We start from the raw sequence: 20,490 nt of genomic DNA, 5'->3' as shown, positions 1-20,490 counted from the left end.
AAGATGAAAATTTTTATATCAGCGGATTTAGAAGGCATTAATGGTGTTGCAGCGCCAGAAGACGTAGAAGAAACAGGCAGCGGTTATCAGCAGGCCAGAGTCTTTATGACGGAAGAGGTCAATGCGGTCGTCAGCGGCGCATTTGCCGGCGGTGCGACGGAAGTCGTCGTTTGCGATTCTCACAATGTCGCAGCCAACATCAAAGTAGAGCAGTTAGATGACAGAGCCCAGCTGCTGCGAGGAGATACCCGTGCTAATTCCATGGTTCACGGTCTCGATGAAAGCTTTGACGGTTTGATTCTTTTGGGCTATCATGCAAAGTTCGGCACGCAGAATGCTATCTTGGATCACACCTTCAGCCCGTCTATGATTCGGGATTTGAGGGTCAATGGTGTAAGCGTCGGCGAGTTGGGATTTAACGCCCTGTTTGCGGCAGAAAAAGGTGTTCCTTTGATTATGGCTACAGGAGACCAGTCCTTAGAAAAAGAAGCGAAGGATTTTTACCAGGAGGTAGAAACGGTCGTCGTAAAATATGCGGAGGGAAGATTTTGCGCCAGATGTCTGCCGAGAATCAAGACCCAGGATATGCTGGTGGAGACGGCCGAGAAGGCAGTAAGGCAGGCAAAAGAAAAGAAGCCTGTAGCTGTGCCGGACTCTCTGGAAATGGAGATTACCTTTCAGCAGGTTAATCTTGCCGATGGAGCCATGAGAGTGACCGGCACCAGGCGGGCTGATGCCATGACTGTGGCTGTCAAAGCTGCTGATATGGAACAGCTGATGGCAGTCAGACAGGTGCTTTTTAACGCCGCCGCCGGCTTCTATAATCCTTTATTCTAAAAACGATTCTTTGATATGTATTTTCTTGGCGGCCGGGCAGGAATACGAGCGATGATATCGTTTTTATTGGTTCCTGCCAATTTGGCCGCTTCTTCTATCGTCATGGAACCGTCCTGCCCGTTGCCGTAAATGATTGCTTCCATTCCCACCGCCACATTAGGTACGTCGGTCACATCGGCCATGCACTGATCCATGCAGATGACGCCGACAATAGGGGCTTTGATGCCGTTTACGATTACATAGCCCTTGTCCCGCAGATTGCGGGGATAACCGTCGGCATAGCCGAAAGGCAGGGTGGCGACAATGCTGTTACGGGAGGCTTTCCATAGATAATCGTAGCTGACCCCTTCACCTTTTGGAACAGTGTGCAGCTGAGCGATTGCTGTGCGGAAAGTCAGGGCCTGCTGGACTGGCAGGAAACCGATGTGAAAACCGCGCATTCCGTAAATCAGAGCACCAGGTCTCACCATATTCATGCGATAACGGGGATAATCTACGGTGGCAATGCTGTCAGCGATATGTTTGTATTTGAATTCACAGCCCCGGTGTTCCAGGACTTCTATAAAATTGCAGAAAGTCTGATACTGTTTCTCATTTTCTTCTTCATTGACCAAAGCCAGGTGACTGAAAATACCCTCCACTTCTACATGTTCTACAGCACAGATTTTGCAGATTTCATCTGCATAGGCGGCGGAAGGCTCTTTACCTAGTCGATGAAAGCCTGTATCCACCTTGATATGTACTCGGGCAGGCTTGTTCAGTCCTTTGGCCAGAGAGCCCAGAAGCTGAGCCTGCTCTAAGGAGAATACCGTTTGCGTAATATTTTTTTCTACCACGTGGTGCAGTAATCTGTCAGGGGTGTACCCCAGAATAAAGAGAGGGTAGCTGGGGAAGATTTCTCTCAGCTCCAGAGCCTCAGTCAAAGTTGCTACTGCCAGATATTTAACGCCGCATTTCATCAGAGTCGGTGCAATGGAGACGGCGCCATGGCCGTAGCCGTTAGCTTTGATTACCGCCATGACAGAAATTTCTGTCCCCGCCATTCTGCTAATTAGTTTCATATTTTCTTCAATTTTGTCTAAGTCCACGATAACCTGTGTGTCGCGAAGCTCTTCTCGTTGTTCTGTCATTAACTGTTCTCCTCCTCTAATATCTTTAAAACTGCCAACACCTCCGTTAAGATGCCCACTCTGATGCATTCTTCGTCCGGATTAAATCGATCGCTGTGAATCGGGTAGGCCGCTTGTTCGCCTGGTCTGCGTGCACCGATGTTATAGTAGAGTCCCCTTGTACCGTGGCAGAAGTAAGCGAAGTCGTCGGCTCCCAAGCTGGGTTTTGTGCAAAGGTGCACGTGGTCACTGCCTAAAGCTTCTTCGCAGACAGGTTTGACCCAGGCAAGCAACTGCTCGTCGTTTTCCAGCGAGGGGTAGCTATCATGGAATTCTACACGGCAGGCAGCGCCATAGGCCTTAGCGGTGGACAGGCAGATTCCTTCTATCTGTTCCTTGATAAAGCTGCGATGTTCCATGTTCAGCGTGCGGATAATGCCGGAGAACTTTGTCTCACCGGAAATAATGTTATTTTTCGTACCGCTGTGGAACTGGCCTACAGTAATTAAAGCTGCCTCTGCCGGATCAATTTTCCTGGTGATAATCGATTGCAGAGCGCCGACCATGGCACAGGCCGGCAGCAGGGAGTCAATGCCGTCAGAAGGATGGGCGCCGTGGCACGATTTTCCTGTAACTGTAACGTAGAACTCACAGGAAGCCGCATTCATAGCGCCTGGAATGAACTGAATGGAACCTGCATCGACAGCAGTATCCACATGCAGACCGATGACACTGGAAATCAAGGGATTTTCCAGGCAGCCTGCATCGATCATCTGCTTTGCGCCGCCAATGGTCTCCTCAGAAGGCTGAAATAAAAGGCGGACGGAACCGGATAAATCCTCTTTTAACTCATTTAAAATGCGGGCAGTGCCTAAGAGAATGGCAGTATGGATATCATGTCCACAGCCATGCATAATGCCTGGCTTCCGGGATTTGAAGGGCACGTCGGCCAGTTCTGTCAGCGGCAGGGCGTCCATGTCCGCTCGAACACCGACGCCGCGAGATCTGACTTTTCCATAGATCGTGGCGCAGACGCCGTGTCCGGCGATGTTACTTTGATATGGAATTCCAAGCCTGTTCAGCTCAGCCTGAATCATGGTGCTGGTGTTTTCCTCTTGCTCACTGCGCTCAGGATACATGTGCAGTTCCCTGCGGAAAGCGACTACCTGCTCAAAGATTTCATCTACTTTCTTTTTTAGTTCTTGTACATGATATGTCATCGTTACCTCCATCTAGTTGATTTGATATCTTTGCTATATTATAATGCAATTACCATGCCAAAGTCAGAATATCTTGGCATAAATATTGCTTTTATATAATTATATATAAAATGAGGAGGATGAGAATATGAGAATCATAGATATGCACTGCGATACATTGATCGAAGGGTGGAGGCATCCAGAGCGGAGTTTCGTTGATGGAGACACCTCCATTAACCTGAAGCTATTGAAAGAAAACGATTCCCTGGTGCAGTTTTTTGCCATGTACCTTTCCAGGCAAGAGATGGCGACGATAGACCCTTATGATATACTAAAAGGTATTTACGCTTACTATACAAAGGTCATGGAGGACAACCGGGATGCAATCAAGCCAGTGTTTAGCGTCCAGGATATTGAAAAAAACAGAGAGGCTGGTATTTTATCTGCTTTTTTGACCGTGGAAGACGGTGTTTTTATTGACGGCAAAATGGAACGAGTGGAAGAGGTGTACGATATGGGCGTCAGACTGCTGACGCTTCTCTGGGGCTATGAAAATTCTGTCGGCTATCCGTGCAGCGACGATCCCGAGATACATCAAAAAGGTCTCAAGCCATTTGGCATCGAGGTAGTGGAGCGCATGAATGAACTGGGCATGATCATCGATGTATCGCATATGTCGGAAGGCGGTTTTTACGACGTAGCAAAATACAGCAAAAAACCTTTTGTCGCTTCTCATTCCTGTGCTAGGGCGCTATGCAACAATAAGCGGAATTTGACCGATGATCAGCTGAAAACCCTGGGCAATACAGGCGGGATGGTGGGCATTAACTTTGAATGCTCCTTCTTGCAGGAGGGCTCGGAGCATGCGACCATAGAGCAGATTATTCAGCATTTGGCATATATGAAAAACAAAGCGGGCATTGAGGCAATCGGCTTTGGGTCCGATTTTGACGGCATCGACGACAACGGCGAACTAGTCAATTACAGCGGATTTTCCAGATTGCTGGCTGAGATGGAGAAAACTTTTACATATGACGAAATTGATAAAATATGCAGTCTCAATGCTTTGAGAGTAATCAAAGATGTAATTGGGAAATAAATTGTATTTTCTGTAAACATATTATATAATATATAATATGTTTATACAAGATAGCTTAGTATTTAACTTAGGATAAGAGGTGAGTTTCTATGGAAAAAGACCCGAACAAAGAAATATTGGATAATATAAAAAAGGAAAATTTTACGGTGTATCGTCAGAAGAGGAGATGGAGTCTTATGTAAAGCAGAAGAACCAACAGCAGAGAGCTGACGGTGTCGTAGATAAAGACAATTTTCATTCAATCAATTTGAAAGAAAAACCGGATAATGAAACAAAGAAGGCCAGGCTCAAAATAAACGCTTGGGGAATTGCCATCATTGTTGCGATTGTGGTCATCGCGATTCTTGCGTGCATGAAAATTGCAAGCTAGGAACTGATGAAAAGTGGTGGAAGAAATGTCGAAAGATCCATTGAAAGCCATAGGCGATTATCTGGAATAATACGGTGCTTATAAGGCATCTACAAAAGAATCGGTCGCGGAATATGTGGCAAAAGAAAACCGCAGGCAAAGGCGAGAAGGGCTGATCAGTGAAGACCAGAAAGACACCATCCATCTGAAAGCTGTGCCGACAGCAAAACTTAAGACATGGCACAAAGCCTTGCTGGCAACAGGAGTCATCATAATAATAGCTGCAGTATTTTACTGCATAAAACTTGCCAACTGACTATGGCAGAAAAAGAAAGGAACATAAGAATGAGGACAATCATTACAATTGCTGGCATTCTCATCATCATTCTGTCTTTTATATATATCATGAAGAATCCAAAACAAAGCCTTATGGATGCTCTGATGGCAAAAAGAAGACAAGGTAAGCGAGAAGAAAAAACAGATGAATCCAATCAAAATAAATAACCATCTTTTCAGGCCCTGTTGGTGCTCAGACCAACAGGGCTGCTTTATGCGATTCATTACTTTAGTGATTTTGAAATAAGACGATGATGACTGTAATTGGTGTAGCACAGCTCATAAAAAAGATAACAGCAAGAAAACCGTAGGCAATTGTGACGAACTTCCATTTGTTGCTGTATCCAGGCAGTACCTTGAACTTTTTAACAACCCTAATATCTTCGTTTGCCTTCAGCATCTTATAGAACTTATCAATCTGAACGGCTTCTACTATCCCGTCTCGGAAAAAGGGGAGGAAAAAAATTGGCTGTTCTGTTTTTGGATCTGCGTTCTGTGAGGCGAAGAACTTTACGCCAAAGGTATCTAAGACCGCTAGCTTTGCATTCTCCAAATGCAACGTTTTTTTTGTCCTCAGCAGAGTGTTGTGATAAATTAGTTTGCTTTCATCATAGGTACTGTAGCAGAACTTATGTCCTCTGAACAGACAGATAAGAAACGTAAATAATACGCCGTAAAGCAGTAAGGTAAGGGGAATGTTGGTGGCTTCATAGTATCCTTCAATTTTAAAGACTATGATTTCCACCATGATGATGAATCTCAACAGGATGTAGAGAAAGCAAATAAGTATAAATATTTGTTTCGCTAGATTGGTGTAATGATATTGTATTTTATTCATAGAATGTTCTCCTTTTACCAGATGATTGCACATATAATTATTAAAGCAAGAAATATGCCTTTCTACAAGGGGGATTTTTCGTACATATTGTTCAATATAATCCTAAAAACGGGATCAATGGTCCGTAAAATAGGACGAAATTAACGATAAAATCCTCAAGCCTGGCAAAATCCGCTAAAATAAACCCAGTTATAATTGGCATAGATATTGCTCTATAGATGTTATCCTGATAAATTTACAATTTTTAGATTATTTATGGAAAGGAGGTAGAGATTCCACATAGCATTGTCGGAATTAACTTTTACGCAATTATATAGGTGAAAATATTTTAAGGAGGACACGATATATGATGAATTATATTTGGGTGGCACTGGTTGTCATCGCAGTAGTCGCCGGCGGCGTTACTGGAAATATGCAGGGGCTGTTGGATAACCTTTTTAAGTTTGCGGGTGAAGCTGTCAATATAGCTATTGGCCTGATTGGCATTATGGCGTTTTTCTGCGGGCTGATGAAGGTCATGGAAAGAGCCGGTCTCTGCGAAAAGCTGGGCAAGGCCATTTCTCCAGTTATGCGGCTTCTGTTTCCCGGCGTACCGAAAGACCATCCGGCAAACTCAGCCATGGCGCTGTACTTTGCAGCTAATATCCTGGGAATCGGCAATGCCGCAACCCCGTTCGGAATTAAAGCGATGCAGGAATTGCAGACCTTGAACAAGACGAAGAACATAGCGACAGATGCCCAGGTCATGCTGTTAGCAGTAGCTACAACTTCCATTACGCTGATACCTGTAACTGCTATTGGACTGCGCGCTAGTGTACAGACTGCAGGCGCTGCTGAAATTATTGCACCAGTTATCATCGCAACGACAATTTCTACAGTTACGGGAATTTTCTTTACAATTGTATTTGGCAAGATGAAGAGATTTAAATACGACGCTATTATTGAAAAAGAAATTGCGGCAGGAACTTTAGAAATCAATGAAGACTACATTGGAGACGATCCGATCGTACTGCCAGAAAGTTATAAATCCGTTAACGCTGAAGAAGAAAAAGTCGCATGGTAAGGAGGTAAGGTCATGACAGCAGCATTAGAAACAATATCCGTATGGGCCATACCAGTGGTCGTAGCAGCAGTTTGTTTATATGCAATCTGCAAGAAGGTTCCCGTCTATGCAGTATTTACGGAAGGGGCGAAGGAAGGCTTTTCTACAGCAATTATGATTATACCTTACCTGGTAGCCATGCTCTGTGCGATCGGTATGTTCAGAGCGTCAGGCGCTATGGATTGGCTGTGCAGTCTGCTGCAGCCGTTAACAAACTTAATCAACATGCCGGCAGAGGTTCTTCCAATGGGTATCATGAGATCCTTCTCTGGCGGCGGCGCTGAAGGCATGATGGCAGAGTTGCTTCAAACTTATGGCACACAGTCACAAATCGGCAGAATTGCATCTGTAGCCCTTGGATCAACAGAGACCACATTCTATATCGTAGCAGTGTACTATGGTGCAGTCGGCATTACAAATGCAAGACAGTCTGTAGCAGCTGGGCTGTTGGGAGACCTAGCATCCCTGATTGCGGCTACGGTAATTGTAAACGTCATGTGGTTTTAACAGATAGGAAACTAGAAATGAAATATCCAAACAAACTAAATAAGGGCGATACCGTAGGCTTGATCTGTCCTTGCTCTGCAATTAAGACTGAGAGAATTGGGCAGTGCGTCAAAGCGATGGAAGACCTGGGGTACATAGTGAAAACCGCGGATAATCTGGACACGGATTATGCCGGATATATGGCCGGCAGCGGAAAAGTACGCGGAGAATGGATTAATAAGATGTTTGCCGATCCAGAAGTAAAGGCGATCTTCTGTATCAGAGGAGGAGACGGCGGCAGCCGCGCTATGGAATATCTGGATTATGAGGTAATAAAGAATAACCCCAAAATCTTTGTCGGCTACAGCGATGTAACCAGTATGCACCTGGCAATTACGCAGAACTGTGGATTTGTCACTTTTCACGGCCCCATGGTGTCATCTAATATCGTAGACGATTTTGACGATGACACCAAAAAATCCCTATACGAGGCAATCAACGCTGACGGCGCTTACGAGTTTAAGAACCCAAAGGGCTTTGCTTTAGAAGTCCTTCACGAAGGCAGGGCCTCTGGCAAACTGATTGGCGGCAACTTATCGCTGCTTTCAGCAAGCATAGGGACGCCATACGAAGTGGATACGAAGGGGAATATCCTTTTCATTGAAGAAGTCTTAGAACAGATGAGCAAAATAGAGAAGTGGACTTACCACTTGAGGAATTCTGGCAAATTGAGAGAATGCAGCGGCATTATTTTAGGGCAGTTTACTCATTGTGAAAACAAAGAGTGTCCAGAATATGACGTAATAAAATGCTTAACAGATATTTTTGAGGGCTTGGATATACCAGTCATGTATAATATACAGTCGGGACATGGAAATCCAATGATGACTCTGCCCATGGGTGCAGTCTGCAGCATGGACACTGCTTCAAAGAAGATTACTTTTGAAGTAGAACGATAAGAATCATTTAGGGCGGTAAATTCTCTTACCGCCCAATAAGAACGAAAATAAGCAGCCCTTTGGGCATCAAATATAAATTCATGCAAAAGAAGAATACGAATTAGGAGATTAAAAAATGTTTAGAGAAGTAAGAGACAATACGTTGTATTTTGACGGATGTAATACTGTAGAGCTTGCGAGAAAATATGGCACGCCCCTATACGTTTATTCGGAAAGAGATATCATAGGAAGATTTAACGAATTAAAGACGTGCTTTCTTGAGAAATATCCCTGTACGCGAGTCGCTTATGCCGCCAAAGCGTTTTTTCCAGTAGCCATGGCCAAACTGGTAGCTAGAGAGGGAATGTGCGTGGACGTCGTATCTGGCGGCGAACTGTATACGGCGATCAAAGCCGGTTTCCCCGCAGAGAAAATTGAATTTAACGGCAATAATAAACAGAGGGCGGAGATCACGATGGCTGTGGAATATGGAATCGGCAGAATCATTGTCGACAGTCTGCAGGAATTGACTTTGATAGAAGATGTATGCCGTGAAAAGGGAAAGAAGATGAAAATTCTTTTTAGAATCACACCGGGCGTAAAAAGCAGCAGCCATGACTACATTGTCACGGGGAAGAAGGACTCAAAATTTGGTATACCCCTAGATGATGAAGTGATTCTGCCGCAGGTTAAAGCGGCCATTGACTCTGAGTTCGTTGAATTTTATGGACTGCACTTTCACGTAGGATCACAGATTTTAAACAATGATTCTCATCTGCAGGCCCTTGATGTTATGCTCGACCTGGTCACAAAGATCAAAGTCGAGTTTGACTGCGATGTGAAGGAGCTTAACGTTGGCGGCGGCTTTGGCGTCACGTATGTGGAGGAAAAGAGACCGCCATTTAGTTATTACCTGGACCCAATTATGAAAAAAATTGATAATTACTATGACGAAAAGAATCTGCAAAGGCCGAATGTGGTCATTGAGCCAGGAAGAAGTATTATTGCGGAGGCGGGCATTTCTCTTTATACTATAGGCAGTATCAAAGACATCAAAGATATTAGGAAATACGTCTCTGTAGACGGCGGCATGACGGATAATATCAGACCGGCATTGTATCAAGCAGAGTACACGGGCTTGATTGCAAATAAGGCTAATGAGGAGAAAACAGAAACGGTGACGATCTGTGGGAAATGCTGTGAGTCAGGTGATATTTTAATTAAGGATCTTAAAATCGCCCATCCAGAAAGGGAGGATATCTTTGCTATCTTTTCCACTGGTGCATATGGTTACAGCATGGCCAGCAACTATAATAAAAACCTGATACCGGCAGTGATTATGGTCAGCAAAGGAGAGGACCGCTTAATTGTGAAACCTCAGACATATGAAGACTTGTTACGGAACGAAATCATATAGCAGAGAAGAAAGCACAACTTTATAAATGAGTTGTGCTTTCTTCTTCAAAACCTTGAAAAAGGGCAGAGAGATGACATACAATATCAATGGAAATAAGCAGGCGCGAAACATAAATAGGAGTGACGAGAATGAAATTTACAAAGATGCAGGGAGCAGGAAACGATTTTATCGTGATTAACAATATAGAGGAGCAGTTGTCAACAGAGGATTTTAGCGGATTGGCGAAGAAACTTTGCCAACGTCGCATGGCAATTGGCGCCGATGGCCTGATGGTTGTGGAAAAGCCAGTCGAAGGCGGAGACTTTAAGATGCTTTTTTACAATGCTGATGGCAGTCTGGGAGAAATGTGTGGGAACGGCGCCAGATGTATCGCCAAATATGGATTTGAAAATCATCTGGCTGGCCAGACGATCAATATTGAAACGACTGCCGGAATGGTCAAAGCTTGGAAGCTAGACCGGATCAACTATAAAGTTAGGCTGAACGATGTGAGCAGATTGGAATTGAACATGGAATTAGAGGCCTGCGGCCAGGTATACTCATGTGCCTATGTGGAACTGGGAGACCCGGGGATTCCCCATCTAGGATTGGAAATGAAAGGCCTGAGAACCCTTACACCTGCGCAGCTCTGGACTTTGGGCAGCGCTTTGCGTTGTCATCCGGCACTGCCAAAGGGAGCCAATGTGAATTTTTACGAGATCACAGGAGAAGACCAGGTCTTTGAACGGACCTTTGAAAGAGGAGTAGAAGACTTTACCTATGCCTGTGGAACGGGTACTGGGTCTGTCGTTGCGGTTCTAACAGAAAAAGGCCTATGCAGCGGCAAAAACGTCAAAGTTTCCATGACAGGGGGAGATTTGCTGATTGACGTAGTAAAGGACAAAGGCCGCATTACTGATTTGTATTTAAGCGGTCCCGCCGTCATCGTGGCAGAAGGGGAAACTGGCGAAATCATAGGATAATAGAGCGAAGGAGGCGAAAAATGAACGAAAAAGGTAATTTAGTAAGACTCTTGGATTTGGACGATGATTTTATCATCGATTTAAAATATGCGACAGCAGATAATTTTACAGGACAGAAGATCTATAACTCCAACGACTGTTATATGGACCGGCACACGGCGGAGATTTTGATACGTGCGAAAAATATTTTCACTAAGGACGGCTATCGTGTTAAAGTGATGGATGCCTACCGGCCAATCAGCGCTCAGGAGAAGTTTTGGCAGATTCTGCCCGACGATAACTTTGTGGCCAGACCTCCGGACATGGCGAAGCTGAAAGTCTTTCGGCCTACACACCTTAATGGGCTATGCGTTGACGTTACGTTAACAGATATGACTGGAAAAGAACTCGAGATGCCGTCAGCTTTTGATGACTTTTCTGAGAAAGCCAGCCTGCTGTGCCAGGAAACCTCGGAACAGGGCAGAAAAAATGCGGCATACATGAAAGCGGTTATGGAACGTGTAGGATTTCAAGCTTACAAGAATGAATGGTGGCATTTCTATGATGTCTCCACAGAGCCGACACCATTTATGAACTTTCAAATATGAATGAAAAAATCCTGCAGCGTGGATGATTGCCACTGCTGCAGGATCTTTGCTTATTTTGTATAGTTGTCGAAATATCCTTGGATATAGATGAACGGTGTTCCTTTGTCGCCGCTGCCGCTGGTCAAATCGCATAAGGAGCCGATCAGGTCGGTAAGTCTTCTCGGTGTCGTCCCCTGCGCGACCATAGAATCACCAAGCTCTTCGTCCTTGTGTTTTATGTACTCGCTGATTGCAGCCTGCAGTTCTTCGCCCTTGAGATCTGCGAATTCGTTGTCTGCCAGGTATTTGAGCTTTACTTCATTTGGAGTTCCCTCCAGACCTTTTGTATAGCCTGGGGAAACCACAGGGTCAGCTAACTCCCAGATCTTACCTACAGGGTCCTTGAATGCACCGTCTCCATAGACCATGACTTCGATGGTCTTTCCTGTCAGTATATTGATCTTCTTCTGGATTCCGTCGACAAACTCCTGGCAGTGAATCGGAAACAGCTTGATGGAGTCTTCCGTAGATTTATTGGAGCCCAGAAGTCCATATTTGTCGTTATAGCCACTGCCGTCTACGCTTGCTGTCAATATGTCGTCCATGCCGCAGACAATTTCAGCACCAGCTTCCTTGAGCAATCTCTTTGTTCTCACTCTCGTATGAATATCACAAGTCAGAACTCTCTTCGTATAATTCAAAATGGTTCTAGGGTTGTTGGAGAAGATGACCTCTGCTTCAGCCCCTTCTTCTTCGATAATGCCCTTGTAGTAATTCACGTAATCCATGCCAGTAAAAGTATGGTTTGATTTACCGAAGAGTTCTTCGAACGTTTCCTGAGACAAAACATCTGAATATGGATTGATGTTCTTGGCATCTAATAAATCTAAGTCTACCAAGTGATTTCCTACCTCGTCTGCCGGATAGCTGAGCATCAGAATGACCTTCTTTGCGCCCTTTGCAATACCGCGAAGGCAAATGGCAAATCTGTTTCTGCTGAGAATTGGGAAAATAACACCGATGGTCTCTCCGCCAAGTTTTGCTTTCACATCAGCCGCAATCTGTTCTTTGGTAGCGTAATTCGCCTGCGATCTGGCCAATATCGATTCTGTAACTGCCAAAACATCTCTATCCTGAATTGTAAACTCTCCAGAATTGGCGGCATCCATAACAGTGTCGATGACAATCTGTGAAAGATCCTCGCCTTCTTTTATGATAGGAGCTCTCAGTCCTCTTGATACAGTTCCTACTTTTCTTTCCATGTTACATCTCTCCTTTTATTCGATCTATGCCCATGTTCGCCAATTCATCGGCACGATTATTCATGGTTGTTATATATTCAAAATCTTCAAAAGTGAAACGACTTCCGTTCCAGCTTACAAACTTCTCGTAAAGCTTATCAAAATCTGTAGATTTGCTTTTCAGATTGACATGGCCTTTTACCCTATAGAATTTTACATCATGTTGCCTCACTAATGCAAGTAATTCTCGCCAAAGTTCTTGATTTTCCACAGATTTCCTGGCAGCGTTTTTCCATTTGTTCTTCTCCCAGCTCTCATACCACTTTTCTCTGAAACAATTGGCGACATAGGCGCTGTCCGTAAACACCTCTACAGTCTGTCCCCCTTGATTCAATGCCTTAAAAGCTTCTATTACTGCAGTCAGTTCCATGCGGTTGTTAGTCGTATTGGCTTCTCCGCCGAACATTTCTCTTTTGTGTTCGCCAAATTCTAAAATAGATCCCCATCCGCCGACATTTTCGCTGCTCTGATTACCTGAACAGGCTCCATCTGTATAAATTCTCAAAATCGTCATCTTTTTCCCCTTTGTTGAAATTTTTAACATATATATTATGCCTTATTTTACCGGAAAGTACAACAAAGATTGGAAAATTTTGTGGTTAATAATATATTCGCCGATTGTTACGAAAAGGTAATCTTTCCTTGGTGTTTCGTTACGAAAAGGTAACAACCTTAGATCGAGCTAGCAATTATCAATAAATTTTGTAACGTAAATTACATTTTTAAACATTGAAATTTCAAAGGATAGAGGAAATATGACAAAATTATTTGAAAAATACAAAACTTTGGCATGAGAATCGCAATTATGTCAGTACCAAAATACAGGAGGTTAGATACATGCAAGTGAAAGAGAAATATTTGAATTTCTATTATGAGACGATTGGTCAGGTTGAAGAGCCCAAGATAGATCCGAGAAAGACGGCCCTTTTGCTAGTCGATCTGCAAAATGAGTTTGTACTCAGAGATTTTGGAGAGGCTCTACAGTTTAAAGAAGCAGGAGAGTGGGAGCGATGGATTCCATTTCACGACAGACTGGACGATATTGTAATTCCCAACAACAAAAAGCTTTTAGATTTCTTCAGATCAAATAATTTGATGGTAACTTACGGAAGAATTGCCTGTTTGCGAGAGGACGGGGAGGATCGATCCCCGGTGCAGAAGTCAGAAGGCTGGAACGGCATGCTGATTCCGGTCAATAGCTACGCCGCACAGATGATAGAGGAACTGGCTCCACTGGAAAATGAGATTGTCGTAAACAAGACGACAGATAGTGTGACCACAGGTACGAACTACCTGACACTGCTGCAGTTTATGGGCATTGAGACAGTTGTCGTAACAGGAATTGTAACCGATCAATGCGTAGCAAGCACTGTCAGAGGTTTGGCAGACGCAGGCTTAAAAGTCATCTGTGTAGAAGATGCCTGTGCTGCCGGCAGTCAGGAACTTCACGATGCAGAGCTGAAAATTATGAGTGTCATCTATTGTGATGTCCTGTCCACTGACGAAACAATTGCGTTAATTAAAAAGAATTTATAAGAGGAGGACGACATGGAAAACGGTTTAAGAAAGGAACTGAAGCTATCTGGCATGATAGCTATGGCCGCTGGCGGCATGATTGCAGCCTGGATGGTCGAAATCAAATACTGGTTCGAACTCAGTGGACCAGGCGCGGTATTTTCCCTAATTACATGTGCAATTTTAATCTTACCTTTATGTTTTATTTATTCAGAAATGACGAGTATGATGCCTTATGCGGGAGGGCAAAACATTTGGATTACCAACGCTTTTGGCTGGAATACCGGGTTTGCATCCTGCTGGCTGATTATGCTGCTTTATGTCATGGCCATGCCGACAGTAGCCTACGGCATTGCCAGTATGCTGGGGTACATTTTTCCAGTTACGGCATTGCAGGTGAAGATTATTGCAGCCGTCATCTTGGTGCTGTGGTTTTTCTTAACCAACAGGGAATTAAAGGTGTTGGCACGACTACAAAATATCCTGTTTTGGAGTACGCTGGTCATTAGCGTCGTCGCCTCGTCAATCTTTATTCTCAGCGGCAAGTGGCATTATTCTAATATAACCCCGTGGTTCTCCAATGGCACTGCCGGTTACACCGCTGCAATAGGATTATTGATTATGAAGTTTGTAGGATTTGATCTGATTCCACAGCTATCTGAAGAAGCAAAATTTCCTAAGAAGGACCTGTGGAAAGCCTTTGTGGGTTCCCTTGGCTGTACAGTCCTAATCTATGGCTTAGCGGTAGTGGCGGTTGGCGGCATTGTTTCAAATCAATGGGTTGCAGAGACGGACATTGTAGACCCGAGGGTCGCTGACATCCTCGGTATGCATTGGCTGGGACTGATTATTGTAATTATGGGATCCTTGACCTGTATTACGACGCTGTCCTCTTTCTGGCTCAGCGCATCCAGAATTCTGTACGGTGCGGCAAAGCAGCACCAGATGTCGCCGAGATTCGGCAAATTAAATAAGCAGGGACAGCCACAGTTTGCAAATGTAATCGTGGGAATCCTATCCGTTTACTTTACTGTCTTTGCGCCAGACGCTTGGATTAACTACATCTATACCATTTACGGCGTCGCTGCAGGGGCGGTATACATGATGGTGACACTGTCGTTCCTGAGGACGAGAAAACTACATCCAGACTGGCCGAGACCATATAAGGTAAAAGCGGGAACTTTAATGGGCGTTATAGGCATCATCTTTTGCTTATGGGTTCTATATTCGTCAATTACTGCCATGGATATAGGCGCCTGGATTGTTCTGGCGATCTATGGAGCACTGGGAGTCGTTCTCTGGGGTTATGCAAAGTATCATCAGAAGATAGATCCAATTGGCTGGGCGCCGGTAGAACTGTCTCCAGACACCGTTGATTCCGGTGATACAAATCAACGAGACGCATAATATGTAGATACCACTTTTTTCAGCCTAGGGACAATTCCCTGGGCTGATGTTAAAATAATAGGAACGATATAGAAAGGAACAGCATGAAAAAAGTGAAATTTAGAAAATCACTAGCGACAAATATAATCGTGATCTTTATGGTTTTTAACATCCTTTCTATTGTTCTGTTTACATATTATGTGACGATAAAAGAAGAGAGCAAATCAACAGAATATGCGAAAAAGAGCATGCAGGAAATCGTTGACGAAAAGAGCGAACTGATTGCAATTACCTTTGATCGAATTAAGACTCAGGTCGGTCTGCTGGGCATATGGACGGAAAAGCTGCTGCAGGACGAGACGATCTCCCAGGATTTATCAGCAGAATATGTGCTTCGAAAGGATGGCACCATCGTACGAAAACGGGATGAATCTGTGTCTATTACGGCACAGAGCAACATCATGGTGCCAAAAACAACGGTGAAAACGGCTGAACTAATGAAGGAAATCAATTTGACCGAGGAATTAGATGAAGCATTTGCACAGATTCTGGAGAAAGAAGACGTGACATGGGCGTATATTGCTACAAAGGATAATTTATTAAGGTGCAGTCCTTATAGAAAGCTGCAGGATGACTTCACCAGCGACCATAGCCAAATTAAAGATATTTTCTATACAATGGCTAACGAAGAAAACAATCCCCAGCGTAAGCCGGTCTGGACGCCGCCTTATACCGATTACCTGGGAACGGGATGGACCATGACCTGCTCACAGCCAGTTTATGATGCGAATGACCAGCTATACGGCGTCATCTGTCTCGATCTGGCTATTGACAATATAAAAGAAAAGTATTTTGAGGGCTTTTCTTTGGGTGAATCAGGAAAAGTCTATTGGCTGGATCATGAAGGCAATATCCTATACCATACAGATTTCAGCCACGTCAAAGCAGATCAGGGGCAGGTATATGAAAAAAATATCTTTACAGAAGGAAGAATGTCGTCTGAAAGAGTAAATGCTCTGAAGGCAGCGTTAGATGAGGACAGCGGCATTGAAGTCTTCGGTGAAGATCATAGCCAGAAAATGATGGTCCATTCTCAAGTCCCGGGAACCGACTCTGCTCTAATCATCGAAATAGATATGAAGGAATATAAGACTACCAACGAATTCGATCTGAAAAAGGCAGGCATTCTTATCATCATTGACCTGTTTTTGGCTGCGGTCTTCGGACTTTTGCTGTATGATAAGTTCTCTCGGCCCATGAAGGATCTAGTCAACAGCGCCAACCGAATTTCTAAAGGGGATTACAGTTCCATCCAAGCAGAGCAGGAGGACTGTGAGGACACTTATTATGAAATTTCACAGCTAAATCAGGCCTTTATGGCCATGAACGACAGCATCGAAAGCTACACTGAAACGCTGCTGGATAAAAATCGTCAGATTAATACCATACTGGATACCATTGAAGGGACTTTGATGATTGTGGATATTGATGGTATGATAAAGATTCAGTCCAAAGTTTCGTCTGGTATCACGCAGGAGAATATTACCCGGGCAATTGCACAAGTCAATGAACAAAAACAGTATTTTACCGAACAGCTGATCGTGGACGGGGAAGTTTACAAGAACGTATATTACCCGATCATGAAGGAAACCGGCCTGGTCGATCAGGTTGTTATATCCAGCGAATGCATTACAAAGAGCATTTTATTGGAGAAAGAAATGCAGCAGCTCGAGAAGATGGCAGGCGTAGGGCAGTTGTCCGCCGCCATAGTTCATGAGCTGAAAAACGTCTTGGCGCTGATAAAGGGAGCAGCCTATATTCTGGACCTTTTGGACGAAAAGAAGACGGGTGCGAAGGAAATTGCCACCATCATGAAAGCCGTGGAGGAGGCAGAAAATGTGATAACGACTCTGCTGGATTTTTCGAGACGGGATTCCAGCGGCAGTGAGATGATTCATATTGGGACCCTGGTCAATCAGATTCTACTTCTATCTAAAAAAGAAACCATCGGCAAAAATATCGATGTAAGGTTAGATGTTGACGTCAGCTGCTATATTTATTCTTCCGGCAGAGAAGCTTTGAAGGTAATTTTGCAAAATATTATCATTAACGCAATTCAGGCAGTTTCTTGTGACGGGTGGATTGAAATCAGCTGTCACGAAATTGACAGCAGGGTGTTAATCCGAATTAGAGACAATGGAGGCGGGATTAGAATCGAGCCGAAAGAACGAGTCTTTGAACCATTTATGACGACAAAAGAACGAGGCACCGGCATCGGTCTTTGGATTACGAAGAGGCTCGTCGACTCACTAGAGGGCGAAATAGCAGTCACAGAACCGACAAATGGAGAGACGGAGTTTGTAATCTCCATTCCAAAGAACAGGAGTGAGTAAGTATGACCAAAATACCCATTTTACTAGTAGATGATGACAGAGAACTTCTGGAAGTATACGAAAAAATATTCAGACTGAAGGGTTTCCAGGTACTGTCCTGTGATAACAGTGAAGCGGCATTGACAATACTGCAGGAGCATAACGTGTCTGTGGTCATTTCAGATATCATTATGCCCAGAATGGACGGAATGGAACTTCTCCATGCCATCAAAAGAATACGTCCTGCAGTGGAAGTTATCATGCTTACGGCTGAGGGCTCTATTTCGGGAGCGGTAGAGGCTGTAAAGAGAGGTGCATTCTCCTACTTTGTCAAGCCGGCGGATATTGAAGAACTGATATCCAGCGTAAAAAAGGCGGAGGAGCTGGCCAATATAAAAGAGGAGAACGACACCCTAAAAGAGCATATTGCCAGTTTGTCTGACAGCAAGGATTTTATTGGCGTTTCTCACATTGCAGAAAACCTGCGTCAGAAAGCAGAGATAATTGGAAGAACTGACTCGGCAGTCTTGATAACGGGAGAGACCGGCACTGGCAAAGAAGTCCTGGCCAATATGATTCACAAGAACAGCAAAAGGGTGGGGAAACCCTTTGTCTGCGTCAACTGCGGGGCGCTGAATGAAAATCTAATTGAAAGCGAGCTGTTCGGCAGTGAGAGGGGAGCGTATACTGGAGCAGAAAAACAGCGAAAAGGCCGCTTTGAAACGGCAGACGGCGGTACGATCTTTTTTGATGAAATTGGGGAACTGAGTATGAACATGCAAGTAAAATTACTCAGGGTGCTGCAGGAGAAATCTTTTGAACGAGTGGGTGGATCAGAATCGATTAAGAGTGACTTTCGATTAATAACGGCTACCAATAGAGATTTAAAGAAAGAGGTAGAGGCAAATCGATTTCGGGCAGATCTGTATTACAGGATTAACATCATACCCATTGAGATCCCTCCGCTGCGAGAGCGTCGACAAGATATTTCGGTACTCTGCGAAAGTTTTTTGTTACAATATGCAAAAGAAATGAATAAAAAAATTAATTCCTTTGGTTCCCAATTGATTAAAATGCTGGAAAACTACGACTGGCCAGGCAATGTGAGGGAGCTTCGCAATATTATTGAGCGGCTGGTGGTATTATCCGTAGACGGAGAAGTAGACATTGAAGACTTGCCGGATGAAATTAGAGGAGCAGCAGAGATAGAGACCGTACCGGCAGACTTAAAGAATATGACCAAGGCCTTTGAGAAAGAATATATCACAGAGATGATAAACAAGCATAATGGAAATGTGGCAAAAGCGGCGGAGGAGATGTGCATTGCCAGGAAAAATTTATATAAGAAGCTGAACGACTATGGCATTAAATACAGAAAGAGACAAGAGTGATGGCGGATGTCACGGCAAAGGCACGAAAAGATTTTTCGCATTTATTGTAATGTTTTGGAAGATGCAGGTGCGCTATTTTACTTTCATGCCTTTGCCGTGTGACAAACCGATTTACAACTGGAACCTCGTATTTAATTGTGCTATAATGATTCCAAAATCTCACGGCGTTGCCGCAAAGTAGGAATCATTGAATCATGACGTTCGATTCTATTTCCAAAGGAATTGTCATGGTATAATGATTCCAAAATCTCACGGCGTTGCCGCAATGTAGGAATCATTGAATCATGAATTTCAATTCTATTCTCAAAGGAATATTCATGGTATAATGAACGCATCGATCCTACAGCTTTGCTGCAAGGAAGCGTTCATTGAATCATGAATCTCGATTGGATTTTTAAAGGTATATTCATGGTATAATGATTCCACGATTACAACGGCGATGCCGAACGGAAGAAATTATCTAGGAAAAGGATACGAGGTAAATTATGGCACTAAAATTTTGCTCTTTTGCCAGCGGCAGTTCTGGAAACTGCTATATGGTTAAAAGTGAACATACAACGTTATTGGTAGATGTTGGGATTACAGGGAAGCGGGTCTTCGCCGGGCTGGAGGAACGGGGTGTCACACCAGAAGAAATCGACGGCATTCTGATTACCCACGAACATATCGACCATGTGAGGAGTCTGAGAATGGTCAGCAAAAAGGCGTCAAATGCAGGCGTTTTTGCGTCAAATGGAACTTTGAACGTAATTGCAGACAAAATTCCAGAAGAGAGAGCCTATGGTGTCCCGAATAAAAGCCCTTTTTATATTGGAGATATACGGGTGAATCCTTTTCACCTCTCACACGATGCGGCAGAACCGACAGGATATTCTTTTGCCCACGACGGCAGACAGGTGACGATCGTTACAGATACGGGATTTGTCTCTGAAGAGATTTTTCACCAGGTGGAATCAGCAGACTTGCTGATTTTAGAGGCGAATCACGAGGTGAATATTTTGAAGATGGGGGCATATCCATATCCTTTAAAGAGAAGAATTTTAGGAGATGAGGGACATCTCTCCAACGAAGCGGCCGGTCATTGTCTTTGCCAAATGTTAAAAAAAAGAGTGCATGACAAAATCCCTCACGTGGTTCTTGCACATCTGAGCAAAGAGAACAATACGCCGGGCCAGGCCTACTTGACCATCAGAAACATATTATTTGAAGAAGACTTTTACATAGACAAGGATTTAAAATTAGATATTGCAAACAGGGACGAAGTAAGTCCATTTGTGGAAGTGTAAA

22 protein-coding genes are annotated in these 20,490 nt (G+C 44.0%); 17 read left to right on the top strand and 5 right to left on the bottom strand.

Going from position 1 to position 20,490, the window contains the following annotated elements; all coding sequences use genetic code 11:
- Nucleotides 1-3 precede the first annotated feature (3 nt).
- Nucleotides 4-837, top strand: a complete 834-nt coding sequence (locus BN6539_RS02785; protein WP_067533581.1) for a M55 family metallopeptidase — start codon at nucleotides 4-6, stop codon at nucleotides 835-837.
- On the opposite strand, the gene alr is transcribed toward BN6539_RS02785, so the two are convergent.
- Nucleotides 834-1,967 carry an alanine racemase gene (gene alr / locus BN6539_RS02780; protein WP_067533579.1) on the bottom strand — a complete coding sequence of 378 codons (1,134 nt, stop codon included), beginning with the start codon at nucleotides 1,965-1,967 and terminating at the stop codon, nucleotides 834-836. The two genes, BN6539_RS02785 and alr, sit on opposite strands and share 4 nt — an antisense overlap.
- On the bottom strand, nucleotides 1,967-3,166 hold the full coding sequence (locus tag BN6539_RS02775; RefSeq protein WP_067533576.1) for a M20 metallopeptidase family protein: 1,200 nt from the start codon (nucleotides 3,164-3,166) through the stop codon (nucleotides 1,967-1,969). The genes alr and BN6539_RS02775 overlap by 1 nt, the downstream gene beginning before the upstream one ends.
- Before the next feature lie 127 nt (nucleotides 3,167-3,293).
- Between BN6539_RS02775 and BN6539_RS02770 the strand changes: the two genes are divergently transcribed.
- The 4 genes from BN6539_RS02770 to BN6539_RS22240 all read left to right on the top strand — a co-directional run bounded on the left by BN6539_RS02770 (nucleotide 3,294) and on the right by BN6539_RS22240 (nucleotide 5,097).
- Nucleotides 3,294-4,244 (top strand): dipeptidase, encoded by a 951-nt coding sequence (locus BN6539_RS02770; RefSeq protein ID WP_067533573.1) that lies wholly within the window; start codon nucleotides 3,294-3,296, stop codon nucleotides 4,242-4,244.
- A 166-nt stretch (nucleotides 4,245-4,410) separates the two neighbouring features.
- Nucleotides 4,411-4,614, top strand: coding sequence for a hypothetical protein (locus BN6539_RS02765; RefSeq protein WP_067533570.1), 204 nt, complete (start codon nucleotides 4,411-4,413; stop codon nucleotides 4,612-4,614).
- Nucleotides 4,615-4,729: 115 nt separating this feature from the next.
- Nucleotides 4,730-4,909 carry a hypothetical protein gene (locus BN6539_RS02760; RefSeq protein ID WP_067533567.1) on the top strand — a complete coding sequence of 60 codons (180 nt, stop codon included), beginning with the start codon at nucleotides 4,730-4,732 and terminating at the stop codon, nucleotides 4,907-4,909.
- A gap of 2 nt (nucleotides 4,910-4,911) precedes the next feature.
- Nucleotides 4,912-5,097 (top strand): hypothetical protein, encoded by a 186-nt coding sequence (locus tag BN6539_RS22240; protein WP_207645069.1) that lies wholly within the window; start codon nucleotides 4,912-4,914, stop codon nucleotides 5,095-5,097.
- Nucleotides 5,098-5,158: 61 nt separating this feature from the next.
- Here BN6539_RS22240 and BN6539_RS02755 read toward each other — a convergent pair whose 3' ends face one another.
- Nucleotides 5,159-5,767 (bottom strand): hypothetical protein, encoded by a 609-nt coding sequence (locus BN6539_RS02755; protein ID WP_067533564.1) that lies wholly within the window; start codon nucleotides 5,765-5,767, stop codon nucleotides 5,159-5,161.
- Between the two features lie 346 nt (nucleotides 5,768-6,113).
- On the opposite strand from BN6539_RS02755, the gene BN6539_RS02750 reads away from it, so the two are divergent.
- The 6 genes from BN6539_RS02750 (at nucleotide 6,114) to BN6539_RS02725 (ending at nucleotide 11,259) form a co-directional block, all read left to right on the top strand.
- On the top strand, nucleotides 6,114-6,830 hold the full coding sequence (locus tag BN6539_RS02750) for a nucleoside recognition domain-containing protein (protein ID WP_067533561.1): 717 nt from the start codon (nucleotides 6,114-6,116) through the stop codon (nucleotides 6,828-6,830).
- Between the two features lie 12 nt (nucleotides 6,831-6,842).
- Nucleotides 6,843-7,376, top strand: a complete 534-nt coding sequence (locus BN6539_RS02745) for a spore maturation protein (protein ID WP_067533558.1) — start codon at nucleotides 6,843-6,845, stop codon at nucleotides 7,374-7,376.
- Between the two features lie 17 nt (nucleotides 7,377-7,393).
- Nucleotides 7,394-8,314 (top strand): S66 peptidase family protein, encoded by a 921-nt coding sequence (locus BN6539_RS02740; protein WP_067533555.1) that lies wholly within the window; start codon nucleotides 7,394-7,396, stop codon nucleotides 8,312-8,314.
- A gap of 115 nt (nucleotides 8,315-8,429) precedes the next feature.
- The gene (gene lysA / locus BN6539_RS02735; protein WP_067533552.1) at nucleotides 8,430-9,710 is read left to right on the top strand and encodes a diaminopimelate decarboxylase; all 1,281 of its coding nucleotides are present in this window, start codon (nucleotides 8,430-8,432) and stop codon (nucleotides 9,708-9,710) included.
- A gap of 128 nt (nucleotides 9,711-9,838) precedes the next feature.
- Nucleotides 9,839-10,672 (top strand): diaminopimelate epimerase, encoded by an 834-nt coding sequence (dapF, locus tag BN6539_RS02730; protein ID WP_067533549.1) that lies wholly within the window; start codon nucleotides 9,839-9,841, stop codon nucleotides 10,670-10,672.
- Between the two features lie 20 nt (nucleotides 10,673-10,692).
- Nucleotides 10,693-11,259 carry a M15 family metallopeptidase gene (locus BN6539_RS02725; protein WP_067533546.1) on the top strand — a complete coding sequence of 189 codons (567 nt, stop codon included), beginning with the start codon at nucleotides 10,693-10,695 and terminating at the stop codon, nucleotides 11,257-11,259.
- A 50-nt stretch (nucleotides 11,260-11,309) separates the two neighbouring features.
- On the opposite strand, the gene BN6539_RS02720 is transcribed toward BN6539_RS02725, so the two are convergent.
- Together BN6539_RS02720 and BN6539_RS02715 are read right to left on the bottom strand one after the other, a co-directional pair.
- Nucleotides 11,310-12,500, bottom strand: a complete 1,191-nt coding sequence (locus BN6539_RS02720) for a coenzyme F420-0:L-glutamate ligase (RefSeq protein ID WP_067533543.1) — start codon at nucleotides 12,498-12,500, stop codon at nucleotides 11,310-11,312.
- A gap of 1 nt (nucleotide 12,501) precedes the next feature.
- On the bottom strand, nucleotides 12,502-13,053 hold the full coding sequence (locus BN6539_RS02715; RefSeq protein ID WP_067533540.1) for an RNase H family protein: 552 nt from the start codon (nucleotides 13,051-13,053) through the stop codon (nucleotides 12,502-12,504).
- A gap of 323 nt (nucleotides 13,054-13,376) precedes the next feature.
- On the opposite strand from BN6539_RS02715, the gene BN6539_RS02710 reads away from it, so the two are divergent.
- The 6 genes from BN6539_RS02710 (at nucleotide 13,377) to BN6539_RS02685 (ending at nucleotide 20,489) form a co-directional block, all read left to right on the top strand.
- The gene (locus BN6539_RS02710) at nucleotides 13,377-14,075 is read left to right on the top strand and encodes a cysteine hydrolase family protein (RefSeq protein ID WP_067533537.1); all 699 of its coding nucleotides are present in this window, start codon (nucleotides 13,377-13,379) and stop codon (nucleotides 14,073-14,075) included.
- A gap of 12 nt (nucleotides 14,076-14,087) precedes the next feature.
- Nucleotides 14,088-15,461 (top strand): APC family permease, encoded by a 1,374-nt coding sequence (locus BN6539_RS02705; protein ID WP_067533534.1) that lies wholly within the window; start codon nucleotides 14,088-14,090, stop codon nucleotides 15,459-15,461.
- An 83-nt stretch (nucleotides 15,462-15,544) separates the two neighbouring features.
- Entirely contained in the window at nucleotides 15,545-17,833 is a 2,289-nt protein-coding gene (locus BN6539_RS02700; protein WP_067533531.1) for an ATP-binding protein, read from the top strand.
- A gap of 2 nt (nucleotides 17,834-17,835) precedes the next feature.
- Complete coding sequence (locus BN6539_RS02695; protein WP_067533527.1) at nucleotides 17,836-19,203, top strand: sigma-54-dependent transcriptional regulator; 1,368 nt, start codon at nucleotides 17,836-17,838, stop codon at nucleotides 19,201-19,203.
- Complete coding sequence (locus BN6539_RS22690; protein ID WP_067533524.1) at nucleotides 19,172-19,384, top strand: hypothetical protein; 213 nt, start codon at nucleotides 19,172-19,174, stop codon at nucleotides 19,382-19,384. Before BN6539_RS02695 ends, BN6539_RS22690 begins: the two co-directional genes overlap by 32 nt.
- 304 nt (nucleotides 19,385-19,688) lie before the next feature.
- On the top strand, nucleotides 19,689-20,489 hold the full coding sequence (locus BN6539_RS02685) for an MBL fold metallo-hydrolase (RefSeq protein WP_067533521.1): 801 nt from the start codon (nucleotides 19,689-19,691) through the stop codon (nucleotides 20,487-20,489).
- Nucleotide 20,490: the final 1 nt, after the last annotated feature.

The sequence above is a fragment of the Emergencia timonensis genome (assembly GCF_900086585.1).
Classification (GTDB): Bacteria; Bacillota; Clostridia; order Peptostreptococcales; family Anaerovoracaceae; genus Senimuribacter; species Senimuribacter timonensis.
Note: the sequence above shows the minus strand (reverse complement) of the source record. Positions and strands in the feature narration are given on the sequence as shown.

Coding starts and splice junctions, on each gene's coding strand:
- BN6539_RS02785 (WP_067533581.1), top strand. CDS start 4: ATGAAAATTTTTATATCAGCGGATTTAGAAGGCATTAATGGTGTTGCA.
- alr (WP_067533579.1), bottom strand. CDS start 1,967: ATGACAGAACAACGAGAAGAGCTTCGCGACACACAGGTTATCGTGGAC.
- BN6539_RS02775 (WP_067533576.1), bottom strand. CDS start 3,166: ATGACATATCATGTACAAGAACTAAAAAAGAAAGTAGATGAAATCTTT.
- BN6539_RS02770 (WP_067533573.1), top strand. CDS start 3,294: ATGAGAATCATAGATATGCACTGCGATACATTGATCGAAGGGTGGAGG.
- BN6539_RS02765 (WP_067533570.1), top strand. CDS start 4,411: ATGGAGTCTTATGTAAAGCAGAAGAACCAACAGCAGAGAGCTGACGGT.
- BN6539_RS22240 (WP_207645069.1), top strand. CDS start 4,912: ATGGCAGAAAAAGAAAGGAACATAAGAATGAGGACAATCATTACAATT.
- BN6539_RS02755 (WP_067533564.1), bottom strand. CDS start 5,767: ATGAATAAAATACAATATCATTACACCAATCTAGCGAAACAAATATTT.
- BN6539_RS02750 (WP_067533561.1), top strand. CDS start 6,114: ATGATGAATTATATTTGGGTGGCACTGGTTGTCATCGCAGTAGTCGCC.
- BN6539_RS02745 (WP_067533558.1), top strand. CDS start 6,843: ATGACAGCAGCATTAGAAACAATATCCGTATGGGCCATACCAGTGGTC.
- BN6539_RS02740 (WP_067533555.1), top strand. CDS start 7,394: ATGAAATATCCAAACAAACTAAATAAGGGCGATACCGTAGGCTTGATC.
- lysA (WP_067533552.1), top strand. CDS start 8,430: ATGTTTAGAGAAGTAAGAGACAATACGTTGTATTTTGACGGATGTAAT.
- dapF (WP_067533549.1), top strand. CDS start 9,839: ATGAAATTTACAAAGATGCAGGGAGCAGGAAACGATTTTATCGTGATT.
- BN6539_RS02725 (WP_067533546.1), top strand. CDS start 10,693: ATGAACGAAAAAGGTAATTTAGTAAGACTCTTGGATTTGGACGATGAT.
- BN6539_RS02720 (WP_067533543.1), bottom strand. CDS start 12,500: ATGGAAAGAAAAGTAGGAACTGTATCAAGAGGACTGAGAGCTCCTATC.
- BN6539_RS02715 (WP_067533540.1), bottom strand. CDS start 13,053: ATGACGATTTTGAGAATTTATACAGATGGAGCCTGTTCAGGTAATCAG.
- BN6539_RS02710 (WP_067533537.1), top strand. CDS start 13,377: ATGCAAGTGAAAGAGAAATATTTGAATTTCTATTATGAGACGATTGGT.
- BN6539_RS02705 (WP_067533534.1), top strand. CDS start 14,088: ATGGAAAACGGTTTAAGAAAGGAACTGAAGCTATCTGGCATGATAGCT.
- BN6539_RS02700 (WP_067533531.1), top strand. CDS start 15,545: ATGAAAAAAGTGAAATTTAGAAAATCACTAGCGACAAATATAATCGTG.
- BN6539_RS02695 (WP_067533527.1), top strand. CDS start 17,836: ATGACCAAAATACCCATTTTACTAGTAGATGATGACAGAGAACTTCTG.
- BN6539_RS22690 (WP_067533524.1), top strand. CDS start 19,172: ATGGCATTAAATACAGAAAGAGACAAGAGTGATGGCGGATGTCACGGC.
- BN6539_RS02685 (WP_067533521.1), top strand. CDS start 19,689: ATGGCACTAAAATTTTGCTCTTTTGCCAGCGGCAGTTCTGGAAACTGC.